The sequence below is a fragment of the Paenibacillus solani genome (assembly GCF_001277345.1).
In the GTDB taxonomy this organism is placed as follows: domain Bacteria; phylum Bacillota; class Bacilli; order Paenibacillales; family Paenibacillaceae; genus Paenibacillus_AQ; species Paenibacillus_AQ solani.
In genome coordinates this window covers 507,195-531,758 of the sequence record NZ_LIUT01000006.1, presented here as the reverse complement: position 1 = coordinate 531,758, position 24,564 = coordinate 507,195, and the positions used below count along the sequence as shown (strand labels likewise).

Here is a 24,564-nt window from a genome sequence, read left to right as displayed (position 1 = left end):
TCGTGGTCGGTACTTTTTGAACTTATGCGGCTAACTTGGTAAAGTGTATATTGTATGGTTAAGTATATCATTTTTTATATATGAACAGAGCCATTTAGGAATGGATTCAACGTTCCAAGAAAGGGCAAAGCTTTCAGGCATTTCTATCAGAGTGATCAAGAGAAAGGGTGTAGAGAGAACATGTCAGAGCTTGTTGTGCAAACGAATAACGGGCGTATCCAAGGCAGTCTGGAGAACGACGTCCGTGTATGGAAAGGCATTCCTTATGCAAAACCCCCGGTTGGCCCGCTGCGGTTCCGTGCCCCTGTGCCGCCTGATTCCTGGGACGGAATCAAAGAAACCACCGACTTCAGTCCGATGTGCCTTCAGCCGCTCGAGTCCACGTCCAGCATGTTAGGTGGAGGTGTGACCAAGACGGTATCAGAGGATTCCCTCTATCTCAATGTGTGGGCTCCTCAGGACCCGCCAGTAGAGCTGCTGCCCGTCATGGTATGGATTCACGGGGGAGCTTTCGTCACAGGCTCCGGCAGCTTGCCGAGCTATAATGGGACTTCCTTCGTTCTCCGAGGCAACGTGATTGTCGTGACGTTCAATTATCGACTGGGCCCGCTTGGCTTTCTTCATCTGGCTCCACTTGGAGAGGGCTTATCCTCCAATGCCGGCTTATTGGACCAGATCGCTGCTCTGCAGTGGGTACGTGACAATATCCGCGCCTTCGGAGGCGATCCGGACCAGGTCACCGTATTCGGCGAGTCGGCAGGTAGCATGAGTATTGCTGCATTGCTGGCCATGCCTGCGGCCAAGGAGCTGTTCAAGCAGGCCATTATGGAAAGTGGCGCTTCCCAGATCATGACTCCCGAACAGGCACAGCTGATAACAGCTGGTTTATTAAAGGAACTGGACCTGACACCAGATCAAATCCAGCAACTTGAAGCGCTGTCCGGTGAGCAGATATTCGAGGCCGGCGAACGGCTGAAGAAGCGGATCGGACCGGGTATAAACATGATTTTTCAACCGGTAGTTGAGCCGAATACTCTGCCTCATGATCCGCTGCAGGCTATTCAAACGGGCTGGGCCAAAGACGTGCCAATCCTCATCGGGACGAACCTGGAAGAAGGCGCCTTATTCTTCCGCCCGGACATGCCACTGGTTAAAGAGGATGATCTTGTCCGTACAGTTGAGCTGATGACCGGCATCGAGGATGCTGCCCCTATATTCAAGACCTATCCGTACAACATAGATGGACACGCCCAGATTATGACGGATCTGTATTTCTGGCGCTCAGCTCTGCAGTTCGCTTCCGCTCAAAGCAAGCATGCGCCGGTATGGATGTACCGATTCGATTGGACGCTACCTGGCCATCCGGTGCTGGGCAAAGCGATGCATGCCCTGGAAATCCCGTTTGTATTTAACACACTTGCACTGTTTCAGAACATTGGTGTTCACGTCGATGATGCCACACAAGCCTTGTCTGACCGGATGCAGGATGCCTGGATTTCATTTGCCCGCCATGGCTCACCGGATACGGAATTGCTGCCTTGGCCTGCTTATGATCAAGCAACACGGGCAACGATGATATTCAATTACGACATCGGAATTGCCCTGGACCCGGATGCCATGAAGCGGGAAATGCTGCAATTATAAAAATAGATCGGCAAACAAGCCATCCCACGAGGCACCGCTTCCTTGCTGACGGTATCCTTGCGGCAGCAAAAAAGCTGTATTCCCATCATGATGAACATGATCTGGAATACAGCTTTTTGTTAAGTCAGGGTCCGTCTGCATCTGATCTCCGCTATGGTGCCCCCGGCCGGCGGTTATGCTCTATGCTCTCAAAGGTGACGAAGGCTGCTTCCAGAGAAACCAGGGGGAAACGCAGTCAGCGCCTTATTTCACTGCCCCTTGCGTGATGCCGTTAATGATCCACTTCTGTGCAAACAAATAGATGATGATCATCGGCAGCATCGCCATCAGGTACGAAGCAAAAGCCAAATTGAAGTCTGTGTTGAACTGCCCTTGGAATATATATTGCACCAGCGGCAGCGTATAAGAGCTTGTGTCGCTGATGATGATAAGCGGCAACAGGAAGTCATTGTACGTGGAGAGGCAGATCAGAATGCCAACCGTCGCGTTCATGGGCGCCATCATCGGGAATATGATTCTCCAGAATGTTCCCCAAGTTGATGTGCCATCCACACGGGCTGCCTCCTCCAGCGCAACCGGAATCGATTTAATGTAACCGACATACACAAAAACGTTAAATGCCAATGCATAAACGGTATGCAAAATCGTAAGCCCGACCAGATTCGTCATATGAAGGCCAGCCGTCAATTTGACTAGCGGCAGCATAATGATCGGAAAAGGAATGAACATGGCGCTGATAAAATAAAAATATAAACCCTTGAAGAACTTTCGGTTCATATTGCGGGCAATGGCATAAGCAACAAGCGAATTGGTCAGCAGGGTCAACACAACCGTTGCCGTCGTTACCATCGCACTATTGCCCAGCGCATTGAAGAAGTTGGTCATTTGGATCGCGTTCGTAAAGTTTTCGAAATGAAGCTCCCTTGGTAAGCCGAACACAGATGACAACATATCCTCCGGCGTTTTGAGCGCAATCGTAATCGTCATATACAGCGGGAACAGAATCAGGATCGTACCCAGCGTAATGAGAAGCATAACCACCCAGTTCGTTTTCGTCCGCATTACACATCCCCCTCTCTTCTCTGCAGGAACCGAATCTGCACGACCGATATGGTGGCAATTAAGATGAAGTAGATCACGGAGTTTGCGGATTGATAGGCAAATTCTCCTCCCTCAAAGCCGCCGGTGTAGATCAGGTGGGAGATCGACTGTGTCGCCCTTCCTGGCCCACCGTTGGTGAGGGCTATGATCTGATCAAAGACCATTAAGGAGTTCTTCATTGCCAGCACCATATTGATTGTAAAAAATGGTGCAATTAGCGGAAAGGTGATTTTCCAGAACTCCTGCCAGCGGTTAGCTCCATCGAGGCTGGAAGCCTCGTACAGCGTGCGGGAAATGGTCTGAAGCCCTGCGAGATAGAGGATCGTGTTATAGGCAATGCCCTGCCATACCGCTACGATCACGACTCCGATCCAGGCATGCTGTTCACTGCCCAGAATATTGGTAGACAGCCAATCGATTCCCAGGTTTTTTCCCCATATAGTAAACACATTCGAGAACATATAATTGAATATGTAACCTACAATCAGCACGCTCAGAATATTCGGCAGAAAGTAAATGCCTCTGAAGAAATTCCTCGCTTTGATCTTAGCGTTCAATCCCATAGCAATCAGCAGACTGAAAATGTTGATGAGGATGGTAACCACCACAGCGAATTTGAATGTGAACCAGTACGCGTGGCCCACGTTCCCATCCTTGAACAGATTGACGTAATTCTTAAATCCGATGAAGTCGAAGTTATCACCGAATCCGTTCCAGTTCGTGAAGGAGTAGTACACCCCCTGCAAAGCTGGCAGCGTCAGAAATACGAAGAACAACACCACTGCGGGTATGGTCATCAAATAATAAGGCGTAAGCCGCTTGTTCATGTCCGGTCCTCCTCCATCCTTCGTGGGTATTGTGAGATATGACTGGATATTGTAGGTATCGTGGAAAAGTAAATATCACACCGTTAGCGCCTGTCAGCTACCTTGTCCCATTCGGTGTCCAGCTTCTTCAAGTACCCATCGATATCCCGGTTCTGCAGGAAGGACTGAATCACCGAGTTTAACTGCACAGCCGCCGGAATATAGTGGTCAGCAAAATCGAGAACCTGGTCCTGCTCCAGATAAGGCAGCAGCTCCGCAACGGCAGGATCATCCTGCTTCACCCCATCAACGGTTGAGAACAGCGTTTGCTCGGTTATATATTGCTTGCTGTTCTCTGGTTTGAGCAGAAATTGAATAAATTGCTGTGCTTCCTCTTTATGTTTCGAACGATCGGATATGGCCAGCAGCGTATCCACACCCGAAATGAGTTTGTTCTCTTCCGGATTATTGCCGGTTGGCAGCGGAAAGAAGCCGATCGGTACGTCTGGATTGGCTTTGCGAATTTCCGGAATCGCCCAGGTTCCCTGGATATACATGGCCGATTCGCCTCTCGCAAACCCCCTGTTGCCGTCTGCATAGTTCTTGCCAAAATTGTCCCCATGGCCATAATCCATCAATGCAAGCTGCTTCTCTGCAATTTCACGATATTTCTCAGCGAAGGTTATCTTGCCTTCTCGCCGATCCATGTAAAATTCAACCCCTTCCAGATTAGAGGCCAAAGCATTAAACGGCAGCACCGTCTGCCAATCGTCTTTATATGTGAAGTAAAACGGAATCTTTCCCGCTTCCTTGACCTTCTGCGCCGTAGCTAACAGCTCGTCCCAAGTCCGGGGAACACGGAGTCCCATTTCTTTGAAAATTTCTTTGTTGTACATTACACCGTTAGCGTTAGTGGAGTAGGGTATGCCTGTAACCTCCTCCATCCCTGCCACGTCCTTCAGCATCTCAACGTAGGTCTCATCAACCTGGCTCAGCAGCGAGTTATTCGTCAAATCCATGAAAATGCCACTTTGCGCCAGCAATGAATAGGTATCGGTTGCGCCCATGCCGATAATATCAGGAATGTCGTTCTTGACGACTCTTGTCTTGAGGACTGTCTCCGCATCCGGCGGATTCACCTGAATCACCTTGATCCTGGATTGGGATTCATTAAACTTCTCGATGAGTGCGTCGAAGGATCCCTTTGCTTCGGGCTTATTCTGAAAAAACTCTATCTGTACCCGTCCCGATTCCTCTTTAGCACCGCAAGCGGTTAGCATTAATACGGTCGACAAACACACCGCGATCCATTTACCAAGCTTCATGGTCTGCCCCCCATTTCATTATTCTGAAGTAATTAAGGCCAATGCCATGTCTATTAACTACCCATACTGCTTGGTTGGTAAACGACCATACCTTAAGACCAGCGCCTGCGGACTTTTCTCTCGAAACAAAAAAAACCAGCAGATCAGGGTTTTTGTCCTGATCTGCTGGCAGAGATTGGCTGTTACTATGCAGCCGGGGATATGCTATTCCAACCATTTTTTATGGATGTCCGCAAACTTGCCTTGGAGCTTCATTTCGTCGATCCACATTTCCAAATAGCTCGCATATTCAAAGTCGCCACGAGGAATCATGTAGCCTTTTTCACTGTTCGTGAACGGCTTGTCCGTTAATGCAGCATACAGTCTGGAATCTGCTTTAGCATACGTGATCGCTTCAATTGTATCCGTGATCATCACATCATACGTACCGTCAGCAACCAAATGCGGGATATCCAAGTTGTTTGGAACCACCGTTACGTTGGCTTTTGTCAGATGCTGACGCACGAATACATCGTTCGTTCCGCCCGGATTCACACCTATGCGTACCGACGGCTTGTTGATATCTTCAACGGTCAAGTATTTGTCCTTGTCTTCCGCACGGATCAAAGGTGCCTTACCGAATGAAATGTAGCCTTGGGATACGTAAGCTGTTTTTTGTCTTGCTGTGTTACGGGTTACGCCGCCTACAGCGATGTCGAACTTGTCAGCTTGCAAATCCTTCATCATGTCAGGCCAAGTCGTGTTTACATAGCGCACTTCTACGCCAAGATCTTTACCGAGTTCTTCCATAGCATCAACGTCATAACCTTCATATTGCTTTGTAGCAGGATTCAAATATGTGAACGGTTTGTAATCCCCTGTCATACCAACCCGTATGTAGCCTCTCTCGATAATCTCATCAAGTTGGGAAGCTGCTTGTTTCTTCAGTTGCCCAGGTGCAGTGGACGAAGCCGACTTAGCGGACACCTCCGGTGAAGTGAGAACCTCGTTTGCTGCAAAGCCTGTTGCTACCAATGATAAGCTGACTATCCCTGCAATTAATACCTTTTTCCAATTCTTAGCCATTTTTTAAGTTTCCTCCTGTTTGTCTTCTTGTTGTTTTTCATCGAATGCTCTTGATTTGGCAGCGGCATCATCTGCCTGAAACATTTGAGAATTTCTTGCTGCTGGCCTTCTGTTAAGGCAGCTTCTTCATTTCTTACAGACATCCCCCCTTTCAAGTACCCTACGTGCGGTCACCATAGGAAGGATTGCTAGAGACTGAATTTGGCAAGCTCTTTGTTAAGTTCTTGAGCAACCATTTCGAGCTGTTTCACAGAGTCTGAAATTTCCTTGATTGTTGAGATTTGATTCTCGACCGCGGCTGTCACTTGTTGTGCATCCGTCGAGGTCAGATCCGCAATGGATTTAAGCTCTTCAACCGAAGCACTCACCTGTTCAGAGCCGGCGGACATTTCTTCGGAAGCTGCAGATACTTCCAAAATGTGATCGGCAACATTTCGCGTAGCAGTCAAAATATTATCGAATTTGGCACGAACCTCTTGGATCAGCGTAATTCCGTCTTCTACATCCTTCCGACTGACGTCCATGACCTCCACGGCATTAATGGTGTCTTCGCGAATTTCCGTAATCAGCTTCGCAATCTGGTCTGTTGAATCCTCGGACTGCCCAGCCAGCTTCTTGACTTCTTCTGCCACAACGGCAAAGCCGCGGCCATGCTCACCTGCTCTGGCTGCTTCGATGGAAGCATTCAGGGATAGCAGTCGAATACGGGAAGTTACTTCCGTGATGAAGCTCAAAATCTGCTCGATTTCAGAAGAACGTTCATTCAAACGCCCAATGGCCGTACCAACTTTAGACGTTCCCTCTCCGATGTTTCCGATTTGCTTCACCGCTTGTTCAACGACAACCGATCCGGTCTCAGCCTGATTAGCAGCTTCCTGTGCGGCTTCAGACACCATGGAAGATGTTTCGGCAATTTTGACAATCCCGCTTGCCATATCATTCATGGACATTGCGATTTCGTTAGAGCTTGAAGCATGAGTATTCGCTCCATTTGCAATTTGGCGAATGGAAGAGCCGATCCGATCAACACTGACCATGGCTGTATCTACTCCACTCGATACGGTCTCCGTGACCGACAGGACTTGGCGGGATGAATCGCTCACTCCGACGACCAGATGCTTCAGATGGGATACTGTCTGGTTAAAGTCGTTGGAGAGGACCGCAATCTCATCCTTCCCTTCCACTTGGATGGTCTTAGTCAAGTCACCAGCTGCAACTTCTTTGACAGCTGTGTTAAGCTTGCGAATCGGCCTAACAATTTGCTCCGTAACATATATCACAGAAAAGGCGGATAAGATCAAAGCCCCTACCGATATGATGATCATGGTAATCGACATCTCCGTGATCGGAGCATTCAGCTCTTTGGTCGGTGCAGCCACAAAAATGCCCCAATTAAAGTAGGATGGTGCATAGGCTCCTGAGTAATCGGCTCCTTCTACTTCATAGTTAAAAGTGCCCGATTTGCCCTGAATGACTTCCTCATAGGCTTTATTTAATCCGGGATTATCAATATCTTTAATGCCTTTATTAAGAACAAGCTCCTCTTCCGGAGACCACATGAACGTTCCTGCTTTACTTAACAGAAAAGCATAGCCGGTAGTTCCGAATGTTTGGTTGGACACTTTTTTTTGAATCTCGTTGATTGGAAGGGTAGAGCCCATATAACCGTACTGCTTACCATCTTTCATCAACGGGATAATCATGGTCACGATGCTGTTTCCCGTTCTCTTGGATAGGATCGGTTCAGACACGACCAGCTTGCCTTCGCCCTTCCCGGCTTCTTGATAATGGACGCGGTCCGATACGTCGGTCACTTCACCCAGAAAGTTAATGACGTTCTTTCCTGTCAAATCATAGGAGAAGAAAAAAGTTTCAAATTCGGGATTGCGCTCCTGCGCAGCTTGAATCAATTTCAAGTCTTCAGCTTTGTTCCCCTGAATGAATTTTCCTACACTCTCAACCTTAGCAATCTCTACATCGAGAAATTGGTCGATCTGAAGGGCTAGCTTCTCGGCGTTAAGCTGTGCTTCTTTGTCCAGACTCTGCTGCAGTATGTCAGAGGACCTGACGTAAGTAATGGCGTTGACGGAACCAAGACTGACTAGCAAGAGCAAACATATCATGGTAATCATTTTTTGCTTAAGACTCTTATACATGCTGTAAACCCTCCCGAAAATAGTCCCTGAGCCCTAACCAATCTTATGTCCAAAATTTTTAGCGATTGCTCTTTTTTCTGTACGGACATTGTCTTTAAACATACAAAATGAACAGATTATGTCGAAAGAATTTGGCAGATAACAAGGGGAAAAGACTCTGATTTATTAGTTATCGGTAAGGCTTGGGTATTAATTGAGAGGTTGACAGGGACTTTTTACAACATTTTACTTTGATGTATGAGTACGTATTATATTAGTTCTTCAGACTTAAAAAATAGGTGTATGCAACTGCAGCTCAGGAACTGATATAGATGCTAAACTATTCTTGAATATGTATGGTTTGTAACGAGGAAATTGACCGGTTCAACAAAAAAAGCACCCCATAGGGTACCTTTTGCTCGGCCTGACGACCTCTAGTTTATATTCACGTCTTACCTTCATGTAAGTATCGTTTCCTGTACACCGATTAGAGGGATCGTAAACGTGAAACACGCTCCCTGTCCTGAAGTATCTTCAAGCCAGATGCGGCCATTGATCAATTCGGTCAGCTGTTTACAGATGGAAAGTCCAAGCCCCGTTCCCGTATATTCACGAGTTACTTCCTGATGATGGACTTGGGAAAAAGACTGGAACAAACGATGCATCCGGTCTGCCGGGATACCGATTCCCGTATCCCGGACGGAAACCATAATTTCTTTGATGTCCGAAGATTCCCGGTCATCCGATACACCAACCTCGACACTTACCTTCCCCTCGCTCGTGAACTTGATCGCGTTCGAGATTAGATTTATGAGAATCTGCCTTATTTTATCAGCGTCTGATGTTATTCTTTCAGGTACATGCTCCGCTATGTCGATTTGGAGCTCGATTCCTTTACGCTGTACGTCATTTCTAATCAGGCTGGATACCTGCTTAATCAATGGACGAATATATAAAGGCCCCATTACCAGTTCCAACTTCTTACTCTCTACTTTGGAATACTCCAACACATGTTCAATCATAGTTAACAGAGATTCGCCGCTCTGTTCAATAAGCTCCACATACTCCCTCTGCTCATCATCCAGAGCGGTGGCCTGAAGTAATGCCGACATCCCCATGATTCCGTTCATTGGAGTCCGTATCTCATGGCTCATCACAGCGAGAAGCTCCGATTTCTCTTGCATGATCCGCTGATTCTCTTCTTCAGCCTGTTTTAGATTCCCAATCGTAGATTCCAGTTCAAGCATATCCGCAAAAAAAGCCGAGAGGGATAATAGTAAATCAATATCTTCCTCGCAATACTGGTAGTAATTATACCGCTTCCCGATTGAACGATTTCAGAACGGTTGTAGTATGCCGATCATTCAATGCAATACAGAAGGTGTTTGCCTGCATGAGCCTGCTGGAAGTCTGGATAACTCTTGCCGCAGATTCATATAAGCGATTGGAGATCACAGTCAATACATCTACATAATCTGTTTTTAACATGTTTCTCCCCCTCTCCTTCTAGCAAATACCACCTTATTTCCTTCCTAATCATAGCATTCTCATATAGGAAGTAAAGATTAACCATTGTTCAGGGCTTCGGTCCCTCATCTAACGCATGTCCTGCTTAAATAAAAAAAGACCCGGCAGTCAAATGACGCCGGATCCTTTCATTACTATGATTTAAGGGATGGCTTTCCATACATCGGCAGATCCAGGAGTTTCACCTTGTGTCCACCATTTTGCTTCATAGTTCACACCGTTATGGCTGACTTTGCTGCCGCCAACATAAACGGTAGTTGAGCTCCATGCCGGATAAGTTGCCGGTGCGTCAGGTGTCGTAACATTGACGACATTACTTGCTGCGGATACATTACCTGCAGCATCTACAGCTTTTACGGTAAAGGAATAGGCTGTGTTAGGTGTCAGGCCTGTAACGAGGTATTCCAATGTGGAGCCCGAAACGGTAGCGACTAAGGTGCTTCCTTGGAATACCTGGTAACCTGTTACGCCTACATTATCCGTTGAAGCATTCCACATCAAAGGAACTGTCGTGGAAGTCGCTGTTCCCATAACATGAAGGCTCGTAGGTGCTGTAGGCGCTTCAGTATCTGGGCCTGTTACAGCTAGGGTCGTAAATGAAGCGGCGTTGCTGGCAGGGGATACATTACCTGCAGCATCGACGGCTTTGACCGTAATATTGTAGAGGGTATTCGGCGTTAAGCCGATCAGATTGTAATTAAGTCCAGTCGTGGAAGCCAATTGAGTGGCCCCGTTAAAAATACGATAGCTCGTTACACCAACATTATCCGTTGCTGCATTCCATGTAAGCGCAGCGCTTGTCGTTGCTACATTGGAAGCCACTACGCCTGTCGGTGCAGTTGGCGGGGTCGTATCGGTATTTCCGCTTCCGGTGAAATTGACGTCAAGCACGTTATAGAAAGCATTTGGTGTGTCAGCCACTTCCCATACAGCCAGAATGATATGGTAACCGGATTTAGCCGGAACGTTACAAGTCGAAGCGTAGTCAACTGGAGGCTTTGCACCACCATAGCTAATGGAGCAGAAAGGCGTCAGATCAAAAGCAGATTTGGCCAGTGGAGCATTTTGATCCCAGCCGTCTTTTGTAATGTAGTATTTCCAGCTTGCCGTCGCATGGTTGGCTGTTAATTTCCATTGGAACGTTGTAGTTCCTGGGGAAATGTTCACTTTGCTCCAGCGAGTTGCAGATTGCTCGTCAAGTTTAGGGAATGCGCCGCCTGCACTGGCAATTTTGCCATCGGCAGGACCTGCATTCGGCCAGCCCTTAGGAGCTTCCAAGCTTTGAGGCTCATACACAATCGCACCGCAATCGGTGTTCTGCCCCAGTTTACACAGATAGGCACGGCTGGCTGGGGATTCAATATACCCGTGAGCAGATGCTTTATCTGCGAATATAACCATCAATAAGGTCATCAATAACATCGCAGAACCCGCAATAATCAGATTCTTGAGCCAAGCTCTGTTCGGCAAACTTAAAGTCATACAATTATTCCTCCTTTGATTTGGGTATTTACATATAAAGCGTTTACATTAAAATCTGTTGTATAATACACCTCCCTTTGTTTATAGACGCTTGTCCCTCTGTGGCTTGACTAACTTGGAAGAGTCTCTAGGTTACATCGTCCAAGCCTACCAGCACTATCATTATTTTAAAACATTTGGAACTTAGATCCCATATTAATTATCAACGATTTGTTACACATTTCAACGAAATTGGATAAATCTGTATCGATAATTGTGATAAATATCATGGCATTTGCTGAAAATACTCAAAAAAAGAGAGCAAAAATCCCAGAGGATTCTTGCTCTCTTTCATATATTCATACCTTATTTGCGGCATAGGGTTTGGCTTTTATTCCACTCCGTCTTTGAAATGTTTCGTGTAATTCTTATCTCCCTTATGTTCCAAATCCTCAATGGTGAGCTCCAGTGTATGAATAATTTGTTCCTTAACCTGATTCAATGTGTCAAAATAGACGCTTTCTTCCGCTCCTACAATTCGTGTGCCACTAAGCGCCTGAACGGCCTGGTAGACCCGGTGCTGTTCGGCCAAATCATCAACAGCTTTCAGTGTATGTTTCATCTGAAGAAACAGGTCCCGATGATGCTGGGTGGTCAATCGCTTCTCAAGCTCCTCCATTCGGGCGTTTGTGTCCATCATTACTTCCCCCTCCTTCACAGTCATATATTTTACGCACATATCCGATTATAGTCTCCCAGTAATTTCTTCTAACTATTATATCACGGTTTCTTTGTAGTGAAACAGGAAATGGACCCTTGCTCAGCGAACTATGATAACGTTAACATCCAACATAGTTACACATACTTAGAATGACAGACTATTATTGGAGGTATCTATGGAAAACAACGGGCTCGGTGGAAAAAGCATTATTCTCAGAATCGAAATGAATACGCAAGAGATTAAGTTTGGTCAAGTTGCATCCGCTATTTTTGAAGCTGGGGGTGACATGGTCGCAATTGATGTCATTCAGGCAAGCGGCCACATCACGGTACGGGACATTACCATTACGGTAACAGACAGCGTCGATATCGAAAGAATTACAAATACAGTAAAACACCTAAAAGGTGTCCGGCTCGTCAACGTATCCGACCGAACTTTCCTGCTGCATCTCGGCGGCAAGATCGAAACTCAACCCAAACGACCCATTCAAAACCGCGATGACCTGTCGCGCGTATATACGCCGGATGTTGCCCGAGTATGTTCGGCCATCCATGAAGATCCGAGAAAAGCCTATACGCTGACTATCAAGAGAAATACGGTCGCTGTCATCTCGGATGGAAGTGCCGTGCTCGGTCTGGGTAATATTGGCCCCTACGCCGCCATGCCGGTTATGGAAGGGAAAGCGATGCTGTTCAAACAGCTCGCAGGTGTAGACTCCTTCCCGATCTGTCTGGATACCCAGGATACGGAAGAGATCATTCGTTCCATCAAGGCTCTGGCCCCGGCTTTTGGCGGGATTAACCTTGAGGATATCTCTTCTCCCCGCTGTTTTGAGATCGAACAAAGACTGCGCGACGAGCTGGATATTCCCGTATTCCACGATGACCAGCACGGCACGGCAGTCGTTCTGTATGCTGCGCTAATCAATGCGCTGAAAATTGTTGGTAAATCCATTGATAACGTTAGAGTTGTCGTGTGTGGAATCGGCGCAGCAGGTGTTGCGTGCAGCAAAATCCTCTTGTCGGCAGGCGTTAAGGACATTATCGGCGTAGATCGTGAAGGTGCGCTGGTTGCCGGGAAAACTTACAGTAATAGTATGTGGCAATGGTATGCCGAGCATACGAACCCGAATAAAATTCAGGGCTCATTGCAAGAAGTCATTCAAGGTGCCGATGTATTTATCGGTCTGTCCGCAGGCGGTCTGCTCCGGCGTGAAGACGTACAGGCCATGGCTGAGAATCCGATCGTATTCGCTATGGCGAATCCTACTCCGGAGATTAAGCCCGAGGAAGTGGAAGATATTGTGGGTGTTATCGCAACCGGACGTTCGGACTACCCGAACCAGATTAATAATGTCCTCTGTTTCCCGGGGATTTTCCGTGCAGCCCTGGACTGCAGAGCAACCACCATTAATGAGGAAATGAAGCTCGCTGCAGCCGAAGCCATAGCATCGGCCGTATCAGATGAAGAGCGCAACCCGTCGTACATCATTCCAAGCGTGTTCAATCAGAACGTCGTGAAGGCCATTAGAGAGCGTGTTGTTAAAGCTGCTGTCAAAACTGGCGTTGCCCGGAGAAACCCGCGTGAATAAGAATTCCCTGATTCGGAAGTTCAACAAACAGGCAGTCATATATGAAAGAAATACAAGGCAGCGTAAACTGGGTGAATGGCGACAACAGCTGCTTCAGGATATAGAGGGTGATGTGCTTGAGGTAGCTGTCGGCGCTGGCGCCAACTTCCCCTTTTATGATCGCGACAAGGTAAACGTAACAGCGGTTGATTTCAGTCCCGAGATGCTGAGACATGCACGGCAGATGGCATCCGAGCTTGGCATTCATGCCACTTTTCTGGAACGGGATATCGAAACTCTCGAGCTTCCCGAACGTTCCTATGACTGCATCGTATCTACCCTTTCGCTGTGCGGCTATGAAGATCCGGTTCAAGCTTTGAATAAAATGAACCGATGGGCTAAACCCGGCGGTCGCATTTATTTACTAGAGCATGGCATGAGCACTAACCGGCTCCTTGGTGCAGCGCAGCATGTCGTTAACCCGGTGGCACGGAGGATATCCGGCTGTCATTATAATAGGGATATGATCCATATCGTAAATGCCTCTGATCTGGATATTATCAAAACCAAGCGTTATTGGAACGGCATCGTCCACCTGATCTGGGCACAAGCAACCTAACCTGTTGTATTATCATTGGGTCTGACTGCATAAAGTTATATAATCTCTTATTAATAGATGTGGAGGAACTTTGTTATGAGTACAAGGCCCGCTTTTAATGAATATCTGCCTCTCGCCGAAAAATACGTCTCGCTTGTTCCCGAAGGCCATATTGCCGAGGTGTTAGGGCGGCAGCATGATGAAACATTAAGATCGCTCAGCGACCTGTCTGAAGAACAGGCGAATGTTCGCTATGCCGAAGGAAAATGGAGCCTAAAACAAGTAGTCGGACACATCGCCGATGTAGAGCGCTTATGGAACTACCGCATTCTCTACATTGCACGTGGAGATGCCCGTGAATTTTCGGGGTATGATCGGGAGATTTTTGTTCAGAATTCTCCCTTTAGCCATCTTCCGTTACAGGAAGCGCTTAAGGATTATGCTGCCGTCAGACAATCTACCATTACGCTGGTTGGAAGCTTGACGGAGGAGGCCCTAAAGCGTCTGGGGACGTTCAACAATTACCCTCTCTCAGCACGTGCAGCTGCCTATGTGATTGCCGGACATGAGCTTCATCATATGAGTATTTTGCGGGAGAAATATTTAACGTAATTCACGAAGTTTGCTTAGCAAGATGCAATCATCCCTTATTCCAAATTTAAAAGGCCTCTGTAGAGGCCTTTTCTAGTTTAATAGGCAGCGATGGGACGCAATTCATTTTAATCCCAATTCCATACCTCAATGCGGCCCAAACGGAATTCCCAAAATTCCTGCTCCTCCTTCAGCTTCTCGAGCTCCCGCACAGGCCCCGTAACGGTTGCTCCGTATACTTGAACCCCATTTTTTCTCAAATACGCCAGACGCTTTATGTCTTCATCCACACCGTTATATTTGATGTTGTCAGTCATCCATTCAACGTCTGCGATCAGTTGCTTCACGTGATCCGTTATCTCGGTATCCTCTGAGAAGAAAGTGTGCCAGAGAGAAAGGGAATGATTATCTCCAAACTGGACCTTTGGTCTTAACGTTAGATGAGGAATCATGTAATCTGCGCCGCTAGAGCTATAAGTCCCCAGCTTGAAATCCTTCAGTTCGCCTGCAAAAACAGCCATACTGGTTGCTTTAACATCATAGTTCGACAAGAGCTTCAAGACCTCCTCCGGTGACCTCAGCGTTCGAATCGAGAAGAATAATTCCGCTACGTTACCGTCTTCAAGTTTCCCTAACTGGTTCATTGCACCAGTAGGGTGAGGATCGTCTTTAATCTCCCTACCCTCCAGCAGCGCAGTGTTCAGGATATAAGGATTTCTTTCCTCTCGGTTCAAATAAGGATTCAGTTCCTCAATCGAATACCTCAGTTCTCCCCCTAATCGCTTCTTCGCGTGAAGCTCTCCGACAATTACCTGCCAATTTCCCACGTCCTTATACACTTTCAGCTTTGTCTTCTGAGTGAGGAAGGGCGTCACTTCACCCAAAGGCGAGCTTCGTTTATCTACCATAAGTCCACTTTCATGCAATTCAACCGTTGTTATGACGGTCCTTAGAAATTTATCATTTAGGTCGGTATTATAATAGTAGATTTGAATAGCTGAGCAATACACAGCATAAATAAAAAACAATATTAATACAGCTAACAAAGCATATATAAGCTCCTTCACCCTTGTCCGCCAGGTCACCCGATTAATCAATCCGTATTCATCTCCTCTCTACCTTCTCATGTAGACTAACGGTTTGAGCACATAAATGTTACGGTAAATATGAAAAATCGTTACAAACAGCTACATTCAAAGCTGCCGTAACGATTTTAATTTACGAGATTCTATAGGCTTACGTCTCTGAGGCAGGGTTGTTAGGTTCGTCCCAGCACTCTATATCATCTAGCCCTTTAATGCTGTCCTTGGTGAAGACAGGGTTCAATCCGGACCGCTTCTGCTGCAAATAATCCTGAAGCGCGGCGAAAGCTTTCCGGGAAAGCAGTGTAATGGCCACGAGATTCACAATGACCATCAGCCCCATAAACAGATCCGCCAGATCCCACACCAGCTTCACACTGGTAACAGAACCGAAGAGAACCATGGCCAGTACTGCAATTCGATACACCCATATCCAAACGCGATTCGACTTCAAAAATTCAATATTGGTTTCCCCATAATAATAATTGCCGATCAGCGTACTGAAAGCAAACAGGAATACCATGATCGCCAGAAAGTCGGACGCCCATGCCCCCATCTCCATGCCCAGCGCCGCCTGTGTCAGTGCGATTCCATCAAGTCCGGTCTGCTGATAAGCACCGGTAAAAAGAATAATGAAGGCCGTGCTTGTACATATGACTAACGTATCGATAAGCACGCCCAGCGCTTGAACCAGCCCTTGCTTGGCCGGATGGCTTGTCGTTGCCGTAGCTGCCGCATTAGGGGCGCTTCCCATGCCAGCTTCATTGGAGAACAGCCCTCTCTTGATTCCATTCATAAGAGCCGCCCCGATCGACCCGCCAACCACCTGCTCATATCCAAATGCGCTTTTGATAATTAAAGCAAAAACCTCCGGCAGCTTGGCGATGTTCGCCAATACGATAAACAGCGCGGCGCCGACATACACCACAGCCAATACTACGACGATCAGCTCCGACATTTTGGCAATCCGCTTCACACCGCCGAAGATGATAACCGCGAAAATCACCGCCATAATAACCCCGATGGTTAAACGATCAGTGCCGAACGAATTCTCGAAAGCAATCGTAATCGTATTGGACTGAACTGCATTAAAAACAAGCCCAAAGGACAAGGTGATCAGAATCGCGAACAGCACGCCCATCCACCGTTTCTTTAACCCTTGCTGCATGTAATAGGCTGGACCGCCGCGATAACCGCCAGCTCCATCCTTCACTTTATAGATCTGGGCAAGCGTACTCTCGATAAAGCTGGATGCCGAACCGATTAGCGCAATGATCCACATCCAAAATACAGCTCCAGGCCCACCAAGCGAGATAGCCAAAGCCACCCCGGTTATATTCCCGGTCCCAACGCGGGCAGCCATACTGATGGCAAATGCCTGAAAAGGGGAAATGCTGTCCTTCGCTTTACTCTTGGGCTCGCGGATGACCCGGAACATCTCCCCGATCAGGCGAAACTGCAGGAATCTGGTCCCGACCGTAAAATACAGGCCGACGGCAATCAGCAATACGATGAGCAGCTTAGACCATAGAAAATCATTAAAGATAGTAACTGCATGCTGTACAAATTGATCCATATTCTACCCTCTCTATAATAAAGTCACACCCATGGTGTAAGTTTTACGTAAAATTGTCCACGGTTCATCTAACCATTACTTCGCCTGATCGGGCAAGCGGTTAATTGTGGAAGCTGCCTCTCCTTAACTTGGACGGTGAATCTAGATATTTAGAAAGAAAAAAGGACCCTCACCTCTGCGCGTTAAGCATGAGGAAAGGGTCCGGTCATCAGGATCAGGCTGTCTGCCTGCTAGCGGCATTATTCGGATGTAGGTTCCATGCCCGTATAGATCAGAATCGCATCGCGTAGAAATACTGCTGTCCCACTTCTCATCGNCATACATTTGAGCAAGGCCAGCATGGGCCTCTTTGCTGTAATCGTTCCAATAATAGGTGAGCCAGCGCTTGTGAAGTTCGGCGGCCTTCTGGGCCAGATCGCTGGCAGGATCGCCTTGCTTAAACGCTTCGGCCAGCGTTTCGTACAGCTCATCCGCCAGGTGCGTTACTTCATCATGCTGCGCTTGCGTCATATTTTTCAGCTTGGCATTGGATTGTTGTACAGTCTCTTCACCATACTTCTCACGAATTTCCTTGCCATATTTCTTCTCATTATCATCAATCAGCTTCTGCTTGAATCCCTCAAATTTCTCTTGGTCACTCATGGTCTTTCTCCCTTCGGCGGAGGCAATCGTGTTCTCCACATTGGTAATCAGCAAATCCAATTACCTTCTTTTGTCTAGGAGCAACGCATGGTGTTCCTGGAGCGCCTTGGTCCGGTTGAAGGATGGTGAGGTCATAATCGCTTTGATATGTACACCTTTACGTAACGTTAAGGTCAACACCCTCCAGCATAGCAGAGTGCAGGTAAAAAGGTTTTTTTCATCTCGGTTCAGATAAAGCGCCACTTCATCAATGGAGTAGCTCATTACTCCCCATAATCCCTTTTTCGCGTGGAGCTCTCCAACAATCAACCTGCCATTCCCCCACATCCTTATACACTTTCAGCGTTTTTTTCTGGGTAAGGAATGGCGTCACTTCAACTAAAGATGAGTCGTGTTTATCTACCATAAGTCCACTCTCGTGCAATTCAAAGTCGTCATGACGGACCGTATAAATTTATTGTTCTGGCCGGATTTATCATAGTAAATCTGGACGGCCGAGTAATACACGGCATAAATAAACAGAACCATCAACACAGCCGACAAAGCATTCACAATCAGCCTCACCCGCGTCCGCCAGATCATCCTATTCATCACTCTGCATCCATCTCCTCTCCCCCTTCTCACTTAGACAACGGTTCGATCCCGCAAATGTTACGATAAAATCAAAAAAATCGTTACAGCAGCTGCAACACGTTGCAACCGTAACGATTCCACATTCATTATATATCATGCGCATCAGAGGATGGATTGTGTAACTAACATAGGGGACTACTGCCTTTGTATGATGTAAATATTATACAAAGGCAGTGGCGGTTCACTTCCTGAATCATTTACCTCCCCTGTAACAAATAGAGGAGTACAATACAGGAGGCTCTTATTAAAAAGGAGTATAAGATAGACTGGCGCTGAATGAGAGTTGGGTAATATCAGCTGCCGAGGGATCAGTCTCAGCAAGCGTCCTTACACGAATACCAATACGATCACCCTCAGCGACCACCAATGATCCCCCAACATTTCTATTCGTTGCGGTACGGAAACCGGTTGGGTTACCAGGTGTAATGACCGTATTCGGAGCTCCGAATCTAACTGAACTAGTCAGCGAAGTTGTCACGTAAGGTGAAGAACTATGATCAATCCCATTATTAGGAACTGACGGTGCGCGGAATACTGTAAAATCATATTGAAGACCGAGAGTATTTATAGAAACCTCAGAAGCAACCAATAAATCTACACTTATTTGTAAATCTTGAACGGTACCCGCAAAGGGAATTGGGAAAGCAAAACCACCTGCTTCGGGTGGCATAGTTGATTCTCCAGAAGCGTTAATAACTTCAACCGTGCTACTACCAAAACCCATTAAAATTGGAGCAGCCGATACTACTTCAGCTCCAACGAGGATGATACCCGTTGAAAATGGAATTAATCCTCCACCTCCTGCTGCACCCGTTGCCCCCGCAGGTCCTGCTGCACCTGTTGCACCCGTTGCCCCCGCAGGTCCTGCTGGTCCTGCTGCACCCGTTGCCCCCGCAGGTCCTGCTGGCCCTGCTGCACCCGTTGCCCCTGCAGGCCCCGCTGGCCCTGCTGGTCCTGCTGGTCCTGCTGGCCCTGCAAGTCCTTCGGGTCCAATTGCTCCTGCAATTCCTGCAAGTCCTGCGGGTCCAATTGCCCCTGCAATTCCTTCAAGTCCTGCGGGTCCAATTGCTCCTGCAATCCCTGCAAGTCCTTCGGGCAAGTCCTGCGGGTCCAATTGCTCCTGCAATCCCTGCAAGTCCTGCGGGTCCAAGTGCTCCTGCGATTCCTGCAAGTCCTGCGGGTCCAAGTGCCCCTGCAAGTCCCTCAGGTCCAGCTTCGCCAATTGCTCCTACAAGTCCTTCTAATCCAGCTGGTCCAAGTGCTCCTGCAAGTCCTGCGGGTCCAGCTGCTGCAATTGCTCCTCCAAGTTCTTGAAGCAATTGCGGTCCTTGGGGTCCTGGAGGTCCCGGAGGTCCTGGTGGTCCTGGAGGTCCTGGTGGACAATTACACCTTCCCATAGTCTCATCTCCCTGTTATCAAAAGTAATTTATCATATTAAAAGCTTAACAAGGTAAACACAGCAAATACCTATCAACTAAAAAATAGGCAATAAGAGCACTGCAATCGCTGATTTTCTGTTCATCTAAGCTCTTGTCCCATAGCATTATGTCTCTGCTGGCATTAGATAATACGAGATATCGAAGTCATGGGAGTGATGAGATTGGAGAATGGCCCTTTAATAGGTATTCTGGTAACTAAAAGGAACAGCAGAAAAAGAATTTTGGAGCTTTATGAACGTTATCACAATCTAAACCTGAAACTTTACGCCTTTACACCGGCAGATATTCTTTGGGATGAACAACGTATTATTGGACTTAGCCTGAAAAAGGGCATATGGAAACAAAGTTCGTTCCCATTTCCTCATGTTGTCTATAACCGGTGTTTTAACAAAAAATTAATAACCATTCAACGACTAGAGAAGGCGATTGGTAGAAACAAATGTTTCAACAATATCAATTTTTTTAATAAATGGGATCTCTATAACCTATTACAACAGTCAGATCTTAAAGCTTATGTGCCAGACACATTTTTATATAATGAAGTGAATGTATCAGAACTATTAGAGAAATATAAACTAGTATACATTAAGCCTTTATACGGATCTAAGGGGAAGTCTGTGTATCGGATTGAACTAACGGATAATGGAGATATTCACATCTCTTTGCACAGCTTGGCTCCAAGATATATCTGCAGAAAAAACGAAAGCATTCAGGAAAAATTGGATGAACTTCTCGGACTAACGAAATACATGGTTCAGCAAGGGATTCATATGAGTCAATTTGATCATCAGTATTTTGATATCCGGGTCCTTGTTCAAAAAGATATTCTTGGAGAATGGACGGTTTCCATCATTACATGTAGAGTGGCTTATGAACATTACTTTAACACGAGTATGTGTGAAAGCATTTATGAAGTTTCAGAAATTCTTCCGCGATTATTTTCGCCGGAGAAAATGAATAAAATCCTCCGATCTCTGTATGAGGTAAGTGTAACGGCCGCACATGAAGCAGAAATTCATATGGGTTCATTGGGAGAATTGAGTGTCGATTTTGTGTTAGACGAGCAAAGAGAGTTATGGATTATTGAACTTAACGGAAAACCCCAAAAAAATATATACAAAGACCTTAAAAGTATTAAACGCAAAATTTATAGTAGACCATTGGAATATGCTTATTATCTCTCTCAACCTTGAGAAATAATAAGTTTCTATGAAATACGCAATGAAATCTATCTATCTTAAATACGAGGTCGTAGTCCGTCATCAGTGTCCTCTGCTCTAAAGTCAACTTGGCATGAAATGCTCAAGAAGTTCCAAATGAAAAAGCCCTTCCGAGGCGGATTAACCGCAGTGGAAGAGCCTTTACTAAAAAAATATAATAAACCTCTATCCCCCCTGTTATGATGAAGGATTCATCCCCGTATAGATCAGAATCGCATCGCGAAGGAATGCTGCCGTCCCAGGCTGCTTCTCATCGTAATGGGCAGTAAACCGCTCATCGTCGACATACATTTGAGCAAGGCCAGCATGGGCCTCTTTGCTGTAATCGTTCCAATAATAGGTGAGCCAGCGCTTGTGAAGTTCGGCGGCCTTCTGGGCCAGATCGCTGGCAGGATCGCCTTGCTTAAACGCTTCGGCCAGCGTTTCGTACAGCTCATCCGCCAGGTGCGTTACTTCATCATGCTGCGCTTGCGTCATATTTTTCAGCCTGGCATTGGATTGTTGTACAGTCTCTTGGCCATACTTTTCGCGAATTTCCTTGCCATATTTCTTCTCATTATCATCAATCAGCTTCTGCTTGAATCCTTCAAATTTCTCTTGGTCACTCATGGTCTTTCTCCCTTCGGCGGAGGCAATCGTGTTCTCCACATTGGTAATCAGCAAATCCAGTTGCCTTCTTTTGTCTAGGAGCAACGCATGGTGTTCCTGAAGCGCCTTGGTCCGGTTGAAGGATGGCGAGGTCATAATCTCTTTGATCCCGTCCAGTTGGAGTCCAAGCTCCCGGTAAAACAAGATCTGCTGCAATTGATCGACCTCTTCCTGCCCATAGATCCGATATCCCGACGAGTTGATTCTGGCCGGCTTCAAAATGCCAATCTCATCGTAATAACGGAGTGTTCGTGTGCTAATTCCCGCCAACTTTCCAAGCTTCTGCACCGTGTATTCCATGGTTTCACCTCCTGACAACTTTACTGTACACCTTTACGTAACGTTAGGGTCAACACTTTGCACCAAAAAAATTATAGCCTCCTCAGTATCCAACATAACAGCAAAAAAAGGAGACGGAGTGTATTCTTCACAGAATATCACCCAGCCTCCTTGTGATCATTTCTCGTATGTTAGTTCGCTTCCCCTTTCGTATCTGCAGCAGCCGATTTATCCGCCTTCGTATGCTTCTCGTTTACCCACTGTTTCAAAGGCTCGGTCATTTGATCCTTCAGCTTCTGAATCAACTGATTCTCCGTAATCCCCTTAGCAGCCGCGATCTCGGCTAACGACTGACCTTCTGTCATTTTCGCCTTCAGATCATCCTCCGATATTCCGAGCATGGCTGCGATTTCCTCCGAATTACCGAATTTGCCAAGGCCTCGGCCGCCTTTGCCATGTCCTCTTCCAAAATCGGCTTCACTGCTCTTCACGATTTGCGTTAGGCGCTCACCCAGGGCCTCTTTCCATGCGGCTGCTTCCGTTTCTGTGATACTGCCTTCACTCAGGCGCTCATCGATTTTGGCTGTTTCTAGAGCCGTCAGCTTCTGCACGAATACGGATTGAGTCATTCCTTTACCTTCCGCAATTTCCGCAAATGTGCTGCCTGCTTCAAGCGCAGACCTAATTTCGGACTCTGTCATTCCAAGGACCTCGGCGGTCTCTTGGATGATGCTGCTGCCGCGAGGTCCGCCAGCCTTATGATCCATCCGTTTTCCGTCCATGTTCTTCACGTAAGTCCCGGTCGATGGGTTTGTCCCGGCTTGGCCATCCTGTGCTGCCGAAGAAGCAGCATCCGTGCTTGCTGCCGCAAACACCTGATTATGAATATATCCGGCTCCCCCCAGCATAATCGCTGCAGCCATACTGCTTGCCAGTACTTTTTTACTTATCGGATTCATCGTATCTCTCCTTTAAGGGTTTGGTTTGTCTTACAATTTGAAGTATAGAGAGGGAATCTGAAAGTAAACTTAGGGGAATATTATGCCAGGCTTAGGCTAAGCTGAAGGTTTGCTGAATGTCCAAGCGCAGGTACATATTAAGCTTTAAGCTGAATCGCAAACGATGGCATTAAATAAACATGCAAAAAAACCGCCGAGTTCAGCCTCTCCAGCGGTTTCTCACTATAACCTTCCAATCCTTTCGGCCCGCTCTAGTCCCTGTTCTCTTCCGCTTCCGAGATAGCTCTATGGGCCAGATTCGTCAGCACGATATCGTCCATAGGCGGGTTATGGAGACCGGCCCGGACATCTCTGTACATCCGTTCCAAGGGGAGCGTGCGGGAGAGACTCAATCCTCCAACGATCCGCATGGCGCGATCAACTATGCGGAGTGCTGCATTGGTTACAACATATTTGGCGAGGCCAAGCTCGGTCTTAAGCGCAGCGCGGTTCTCCACTTCATTGTCCCAACGGTCGGCGGTTTGATACAAATAGCTGCGGGCTGTAAGATAGTCTACCTCAATCTGTGCGATGTGTCTTTGGATATTCGGCAATTCGGCGATCGGAACCGTCAATGAATTCGGTTGATGATGTAGGGCAAAATCAATGGCGAACTTACGCGCGGCATAAGCGATTCCCATATAACATGCAGGGATGTGAAGCAAAATCCCCTCCGTCGGCACGGGATTCGTCGGCTTCTCATAATCGATGCCCCGAATCACTTCCGCCTCGGGCACGAAGACATCCTCCAGAAGCACGTCATGACTTCCCGTTGCCCGCATACCCATCGTATTCCAGGTTTCCTCCACCTTGACTCCGGGCCCGCTGCGGACAAGAAATGCACCGACCTTCTCACTATGCTCAATACCAGCTGTAACCACAAACTGTTTTAAGATGGGACTTAACGTGCTGAACGTTTTGTGCCCGCTAATCCGCCATCCGCCCGGCACTGAACGTGCAGTGGTCTCCGGCCTTCCACCCCGGCTGGGACTTCCTGTCGCAGGTTCACTGGCCAATTCATTAATGACCACACCTTCGGTGACAACATCCTTGCACAGTCTTTCAAATAACGGCTTCGGCCAAGCTCCCGAGAGACGGAGCTGAAGAATTTGCCCGATATGCCAACCGACGGCCAGCGCCGTCGAGCCGTCACCCCTGGCAAGTCTTTCCTGAGCAAGCACCATTTCATATACGGATGCTCCTTCTCCACCGTAGGAGACCGGTACGGTTAGCTTCAGATAACCCGATTCCCTCAAGTCATCAAAATTCTCGAAGGGAAACGATCCCTCGAGATCATGTCGCGGAGCTCTTTCCGCGAATTTCGCCCCAAGCTTATCGGAACGAGCTGCAATTATAGCTTCGCGTTTATTACGTATGAATGGATCTGTGGAACCGGATCGATTCAAGTTCGTCCCCTCCCTCCTAATCCTTGTATTCCGATGGATATTTATCTAAAATTGTAGCAACCCTATTTTGGAGTGTCAATGAGGGGGATTACCACCG

At 47.2% G+C, this 24,564-nt stretch carries 22 protein-coding genes and 2 pseudogenes; 5 read left to right on the top strand and 19 right to left on the bottom strand.

Annotated elements, in window-relative coordinates; genetic code table 11:
- Positions 1 to 180: 180 nt before the first annotated feature.
- The gene (locus tag AM231_RS23695) at positions 181 to 1,644 is read left to right on the top strand and encodes a carboxylesterase/lipase family protein (RefSeq protein ID WP_054404772.1); all 1,464 of its coding nucleotides are present in this window, start codon (positions 181 to 183) and stop codon (positions 1,642 to 1,644) included.
- 243 nt (positions 1,645 to 1,887) lie between these two features.
- Here AM231_RS23695 and AM231_RS23690 read toward each other — a convergent pair whose 3' ends face one another.
- From AM231_RS23690 to AM231_RS23655, 9 genes are all read right to left on the bottom strand, one after another.
- Positions 1,888 to 2,706: a carbohydrate ABC transporter permease gene (locus AM231_RS23690; RefSeq protein WP_053490046.1), complete on the bottom strand. Its 819-nt coding sequence runs from the start codon at positions 2,704 to 2,706 to the stop codon at positions 1,888 to 1,890.
- Complete coding sequence (locus AM231_RS23685) at positions 2,706 to 3,572, bottom strand: carbohydrate ABC transporter permease (RefSeq protein WP_054404771.1); 867 nt, start codon at positions 3,570 to 3,572, stop codon at positions 2,706 to 2,708. Before AM231_RS23685 ends, AM231_RS23690 begins: the two co-directional genes overlap by 1 nt.
- An 83-nt stretch (positions 3,573 to 3,655) precedes the next feature.
- Positions 3,656 to 4,876, bottom strand: coding sequence for an ABC transporter substrate-binding protein (locus tag AM231_RS23680; protein ID WP_053490048.1), 1,221 nt, complete (start codon positions 4,874 to 4,876; stop codon positions 3,656 to 3,658).
- Between the two features lie 204 nt (positions 4,877 to 5,080).
- Positions 5,081 to 5,941, bottom strand: coding sequence for a transporter substrate-binding domain-containing protein (locus AM231_RS23675; RefSeq protein ID WP_054404770.1), 861 nt, complete (start codon positions 5,939 to 5,941; stop codon positions 5,081 to 5,083).
- Positions 5,942 to 6,129: 188 nt separating this feature from the next.
- Positions 6,130 to 8,097: a methyl-accepting chemotaxis protein gene (locus tag AM231_RS23670; RefSeq protein WP_054404769.1), complete on the bottom strand. Its 1,968-nt coding sequence runs from the start codon at positions 8,095 to 8,097 to the stop codon at positions 6,130 to 6,132.
- Between the two features lie 437 nt (positions 8,098 to 8,534).
- On the bottom strand, positions 8,535 to 9,323 hold the full coding sequence (locus AM231_RS23665; protein WP_082341789.1) for a sensor histidine kinase: 789 nt from the start codon (positions 9,321 to 9,323) through the stop codon (positions 8,535 to 8,537).
- A 64-nt stretch (positions 9,324 to 9,387) separates the two neighbouring features.
- Complete coding sequence (locus AM231_RS29295; protein WP_165593465.1) at positions 9,388 to 9,564, bottom strand: hypothetical protein; 177 nt, start codon at positions 9,562 to 9,564, stop codon at positions 9,388 to 9,390.
- Positions 9,565 to 9,744: 180 nt separating this feature from the next.
- On the bottom strand, positions 9,745 to 11,085 hold the full coding sequence (locus AM231_RS23660) for a lytic polysaccharide monooxygenase (protein ID WP_054404767.1): 1,341 nt from the start codon (positions 11,083 to 11,085) through the stop codon (positions 9,745 to 9,747).
- A gap of 370 nt (positions 11,086 to 11,455) precedes the next feature.
- Positions 11,456 to 11,764 (bottom strand): hypothetical protein, encoded by a 309-nt coding sequence (locus AM231_RS23655; protein ID WP_242615293.1) that lies wholly within the window; start codon positions 11,762 to 11,764, stop codon positions 11,456 to 11,458.
- Positions 11,765 to 11,960: 196 nt separating this feature from the next.
- Here AM231_RS23655 and AM231_RS23650 point away from each other — a divergent pair, with 196 nt between their 5' ends.
- The 3 genes from AM231_RS23650 (at position 11,961) to AM231_RS23640 (ending at position 14,565) form a co-directional block, all read left to right on the top strand.
- Positions 11,961 to 13,376: an NAD-dependent malic enzyme gene (locus tag AM231_RS23650; RefSeq protein WP_054404766.1), complete on the top strand. Its 1,416-nt coding sequence runs from the start codon at positions 11,961 to 11,963 to the stop codon at positions 13,374 to 13,376.
- Positions 13,369 to 13,974, top strand: a complete 606-nt coding sequence (locus AM231_RS23645; protein WP_053490054.1) for a class I SAM-dependent methyltransferase — start codon at positions 13,369 to 13,371, stop codon at positions 13,972 to 13,974. The genes AM231_RS23650 and AM231_RS23645 overlap by 8 nt, the downstream gene beginning before the upstream one ends.
- Positions 13,975 to 14,049: 75 nt before the next feature.
- Positions 14,050 to 14,565 carry a DinB family protein gene (locus AM231_RS23640; protein ID WP_053490055.1) on the top strand — a complete coding sequence of 172 codons (516 nt, stop codon included), beginning with the start codon at positions 14,050 to 14,052 and terminating at the stop codon, positions 14,563 to 14,565.
- Positions 14,566 to 14,672: 107 nt separating this feature from the next.
- Here AM231_RS23640 and AM231_RS23635 read toward each other — a convergent pair whose 3' ends face one another.
- The 7 genes and pseudogenes from AM231_RS23635 to AM231_RS29290 all read right to left on the bottom strand — a co-directional run bounded on the left by AM231_RS23635 (position 14,673) and on the right by AM231_RS29290 (position 19,882).
- The gene (locus AM231_RS23635) at positions 14,673 to 15,452 is read right to left on the bottom strand and encodes an anti sigma factor C-terminal domain-containing protein (protein WP_242615292.1); all 780 of its coding nucleotides are present in this window, start codon (positions 15,450 to 15,452) and stop codon (positions 14,673 to 14,675) included.
- Between the two features lie 328 nt (positions 15,453 to 15,780).
- Positions 15,781 to 17,202, bottom strand: coding sequence for an alanine/glycine:cation symporter family protein (locus tag AM231_RS23630; protein WP_054404764.1), 1,422 nt, complete (start codon positions 17,200 to 17,202; stop codon positions 15,781 to 15,783).
- Between the two features lie 141 nt (positions 17,203 to 17,343).
- A pseudogene (locus AM231_RS30570) lies at positions 17,344 to 17,518 on the bottom strand (hypothetical protein); the annotation flags it as partial.
- Position 17,519: 1 nt separating this feature from the next.
- A pseudogene (locus AM231_RS23625) lies at positions 17,520 to 18,171 on the bottom strand (TipAS antibiotic-recognition domain-containing protein); the annotation flags it as partial.
- A gap of 72 nt (positions 18,172 to 18,243) precedes the next feature.
- Positions 18,244 to 18,435, bottom strand: a complete 192-nt coding sequence (locus AM231_RS23620; protein ID WP_131724794.1) for a hypothetical protein — start codon at positions 18,433 to 18,435, stop codon at positions 18,244 to 18,246.
- Between the two features lie 286 nt (positions 18,436 to 18,721).
- Positions 18,722 to 19,699 carry a hypothetical protein gene (locus AM231_RS23615; RefSeq protein ID WP_054404763.1) on the bottom strand — a complete coding sequence of 326 codons (978 nt, stop codon included), beginning with the start codon at positions 19,697 to 19,699 and terminating at the stop codon, positions 18,722 to 18,724.
- Between the two features lie 18 nt (positions 19,700 to 19,717).
- The gene (locus AM231_RS29290) at positions 19,718 to 19,882 is read right to left on the bottom strand and encodes a hypothetical protein (protein ID WP_165593464.1); all 165 of its coding nucleotides are present in this window, start codon (positions 19,880 to 19,882) and stop codon (positions 19,718 to 19,720) included.
- 189 nt (positions 19,883 to 20,071) lie between these two features.
- On the opposite strand from AM231_RS29290, the gene AM231_RS23610 reads away from it, so the two are divergent.
- On the top strand, positions 20,072 to 21,109 hold the full coding sequence (locus tag AM231_RS23610; protein WP_053493992.1) for a YheC/YheD family endospore coat-associated protein: 1,038 nt from the start codon (positions 20,072 to 20,074) through the stop codon (positions 21,107 to 21,109).
- A 204-nt stretch (positions 21,110 to 21,313) separates the two neighbouring features.
- Here AM231_RS23610 and AM231_RS23605 read toward each other — a convergent pair whose 3' ends face one another.
- The 3 genes from AM231_RS23605 to AM231_RS23595 all read right to left on the bottom strand — a co-directional run bounded on the left by AM231_RS23605 (position 21,314) and on the right by AM231_RS23595 (position 24,467).
- Positions 21,314 to 22,084, bottom strand: coding sequence for a MerR family transcriptional regulator (locus AM231_RS23605; protein WP_054404762.1), 771 nt, complete (start codon positions 22,082 to 22,084; stop codon positions 21,314 to 21,316).
- A gap of 170 nt (positions 22,085 to 22,254) precedes the next feature.
- Positions 22,255 to 23,022, bottom strand: a complete 768-nt coding sequence (locus AM231_RS23600) for a hypothetical protein (RefSeq protein WP_053490062.1) — start codon at positions 23,020 to 23,022, stop codon at positions 22,255 to 22,257.
- Positions 23,023 to 23,273: 251 nt separating this feature from the next.
- Positions 23,274 to 24,467 (bottom strand): acyl-CoA dehydrogenase family protein, encoded by a 1,194-nt coding sequence (locus AM231_RS23595; RefSeq protein ID WP_054404761.1) that lies wholly within the window; start codon positions 24,465 to 24,467, stop codon positions 23,274 to 23,276.
- Positions 24,468 to 24,564 lie beyond the last annotated feature (97 nt).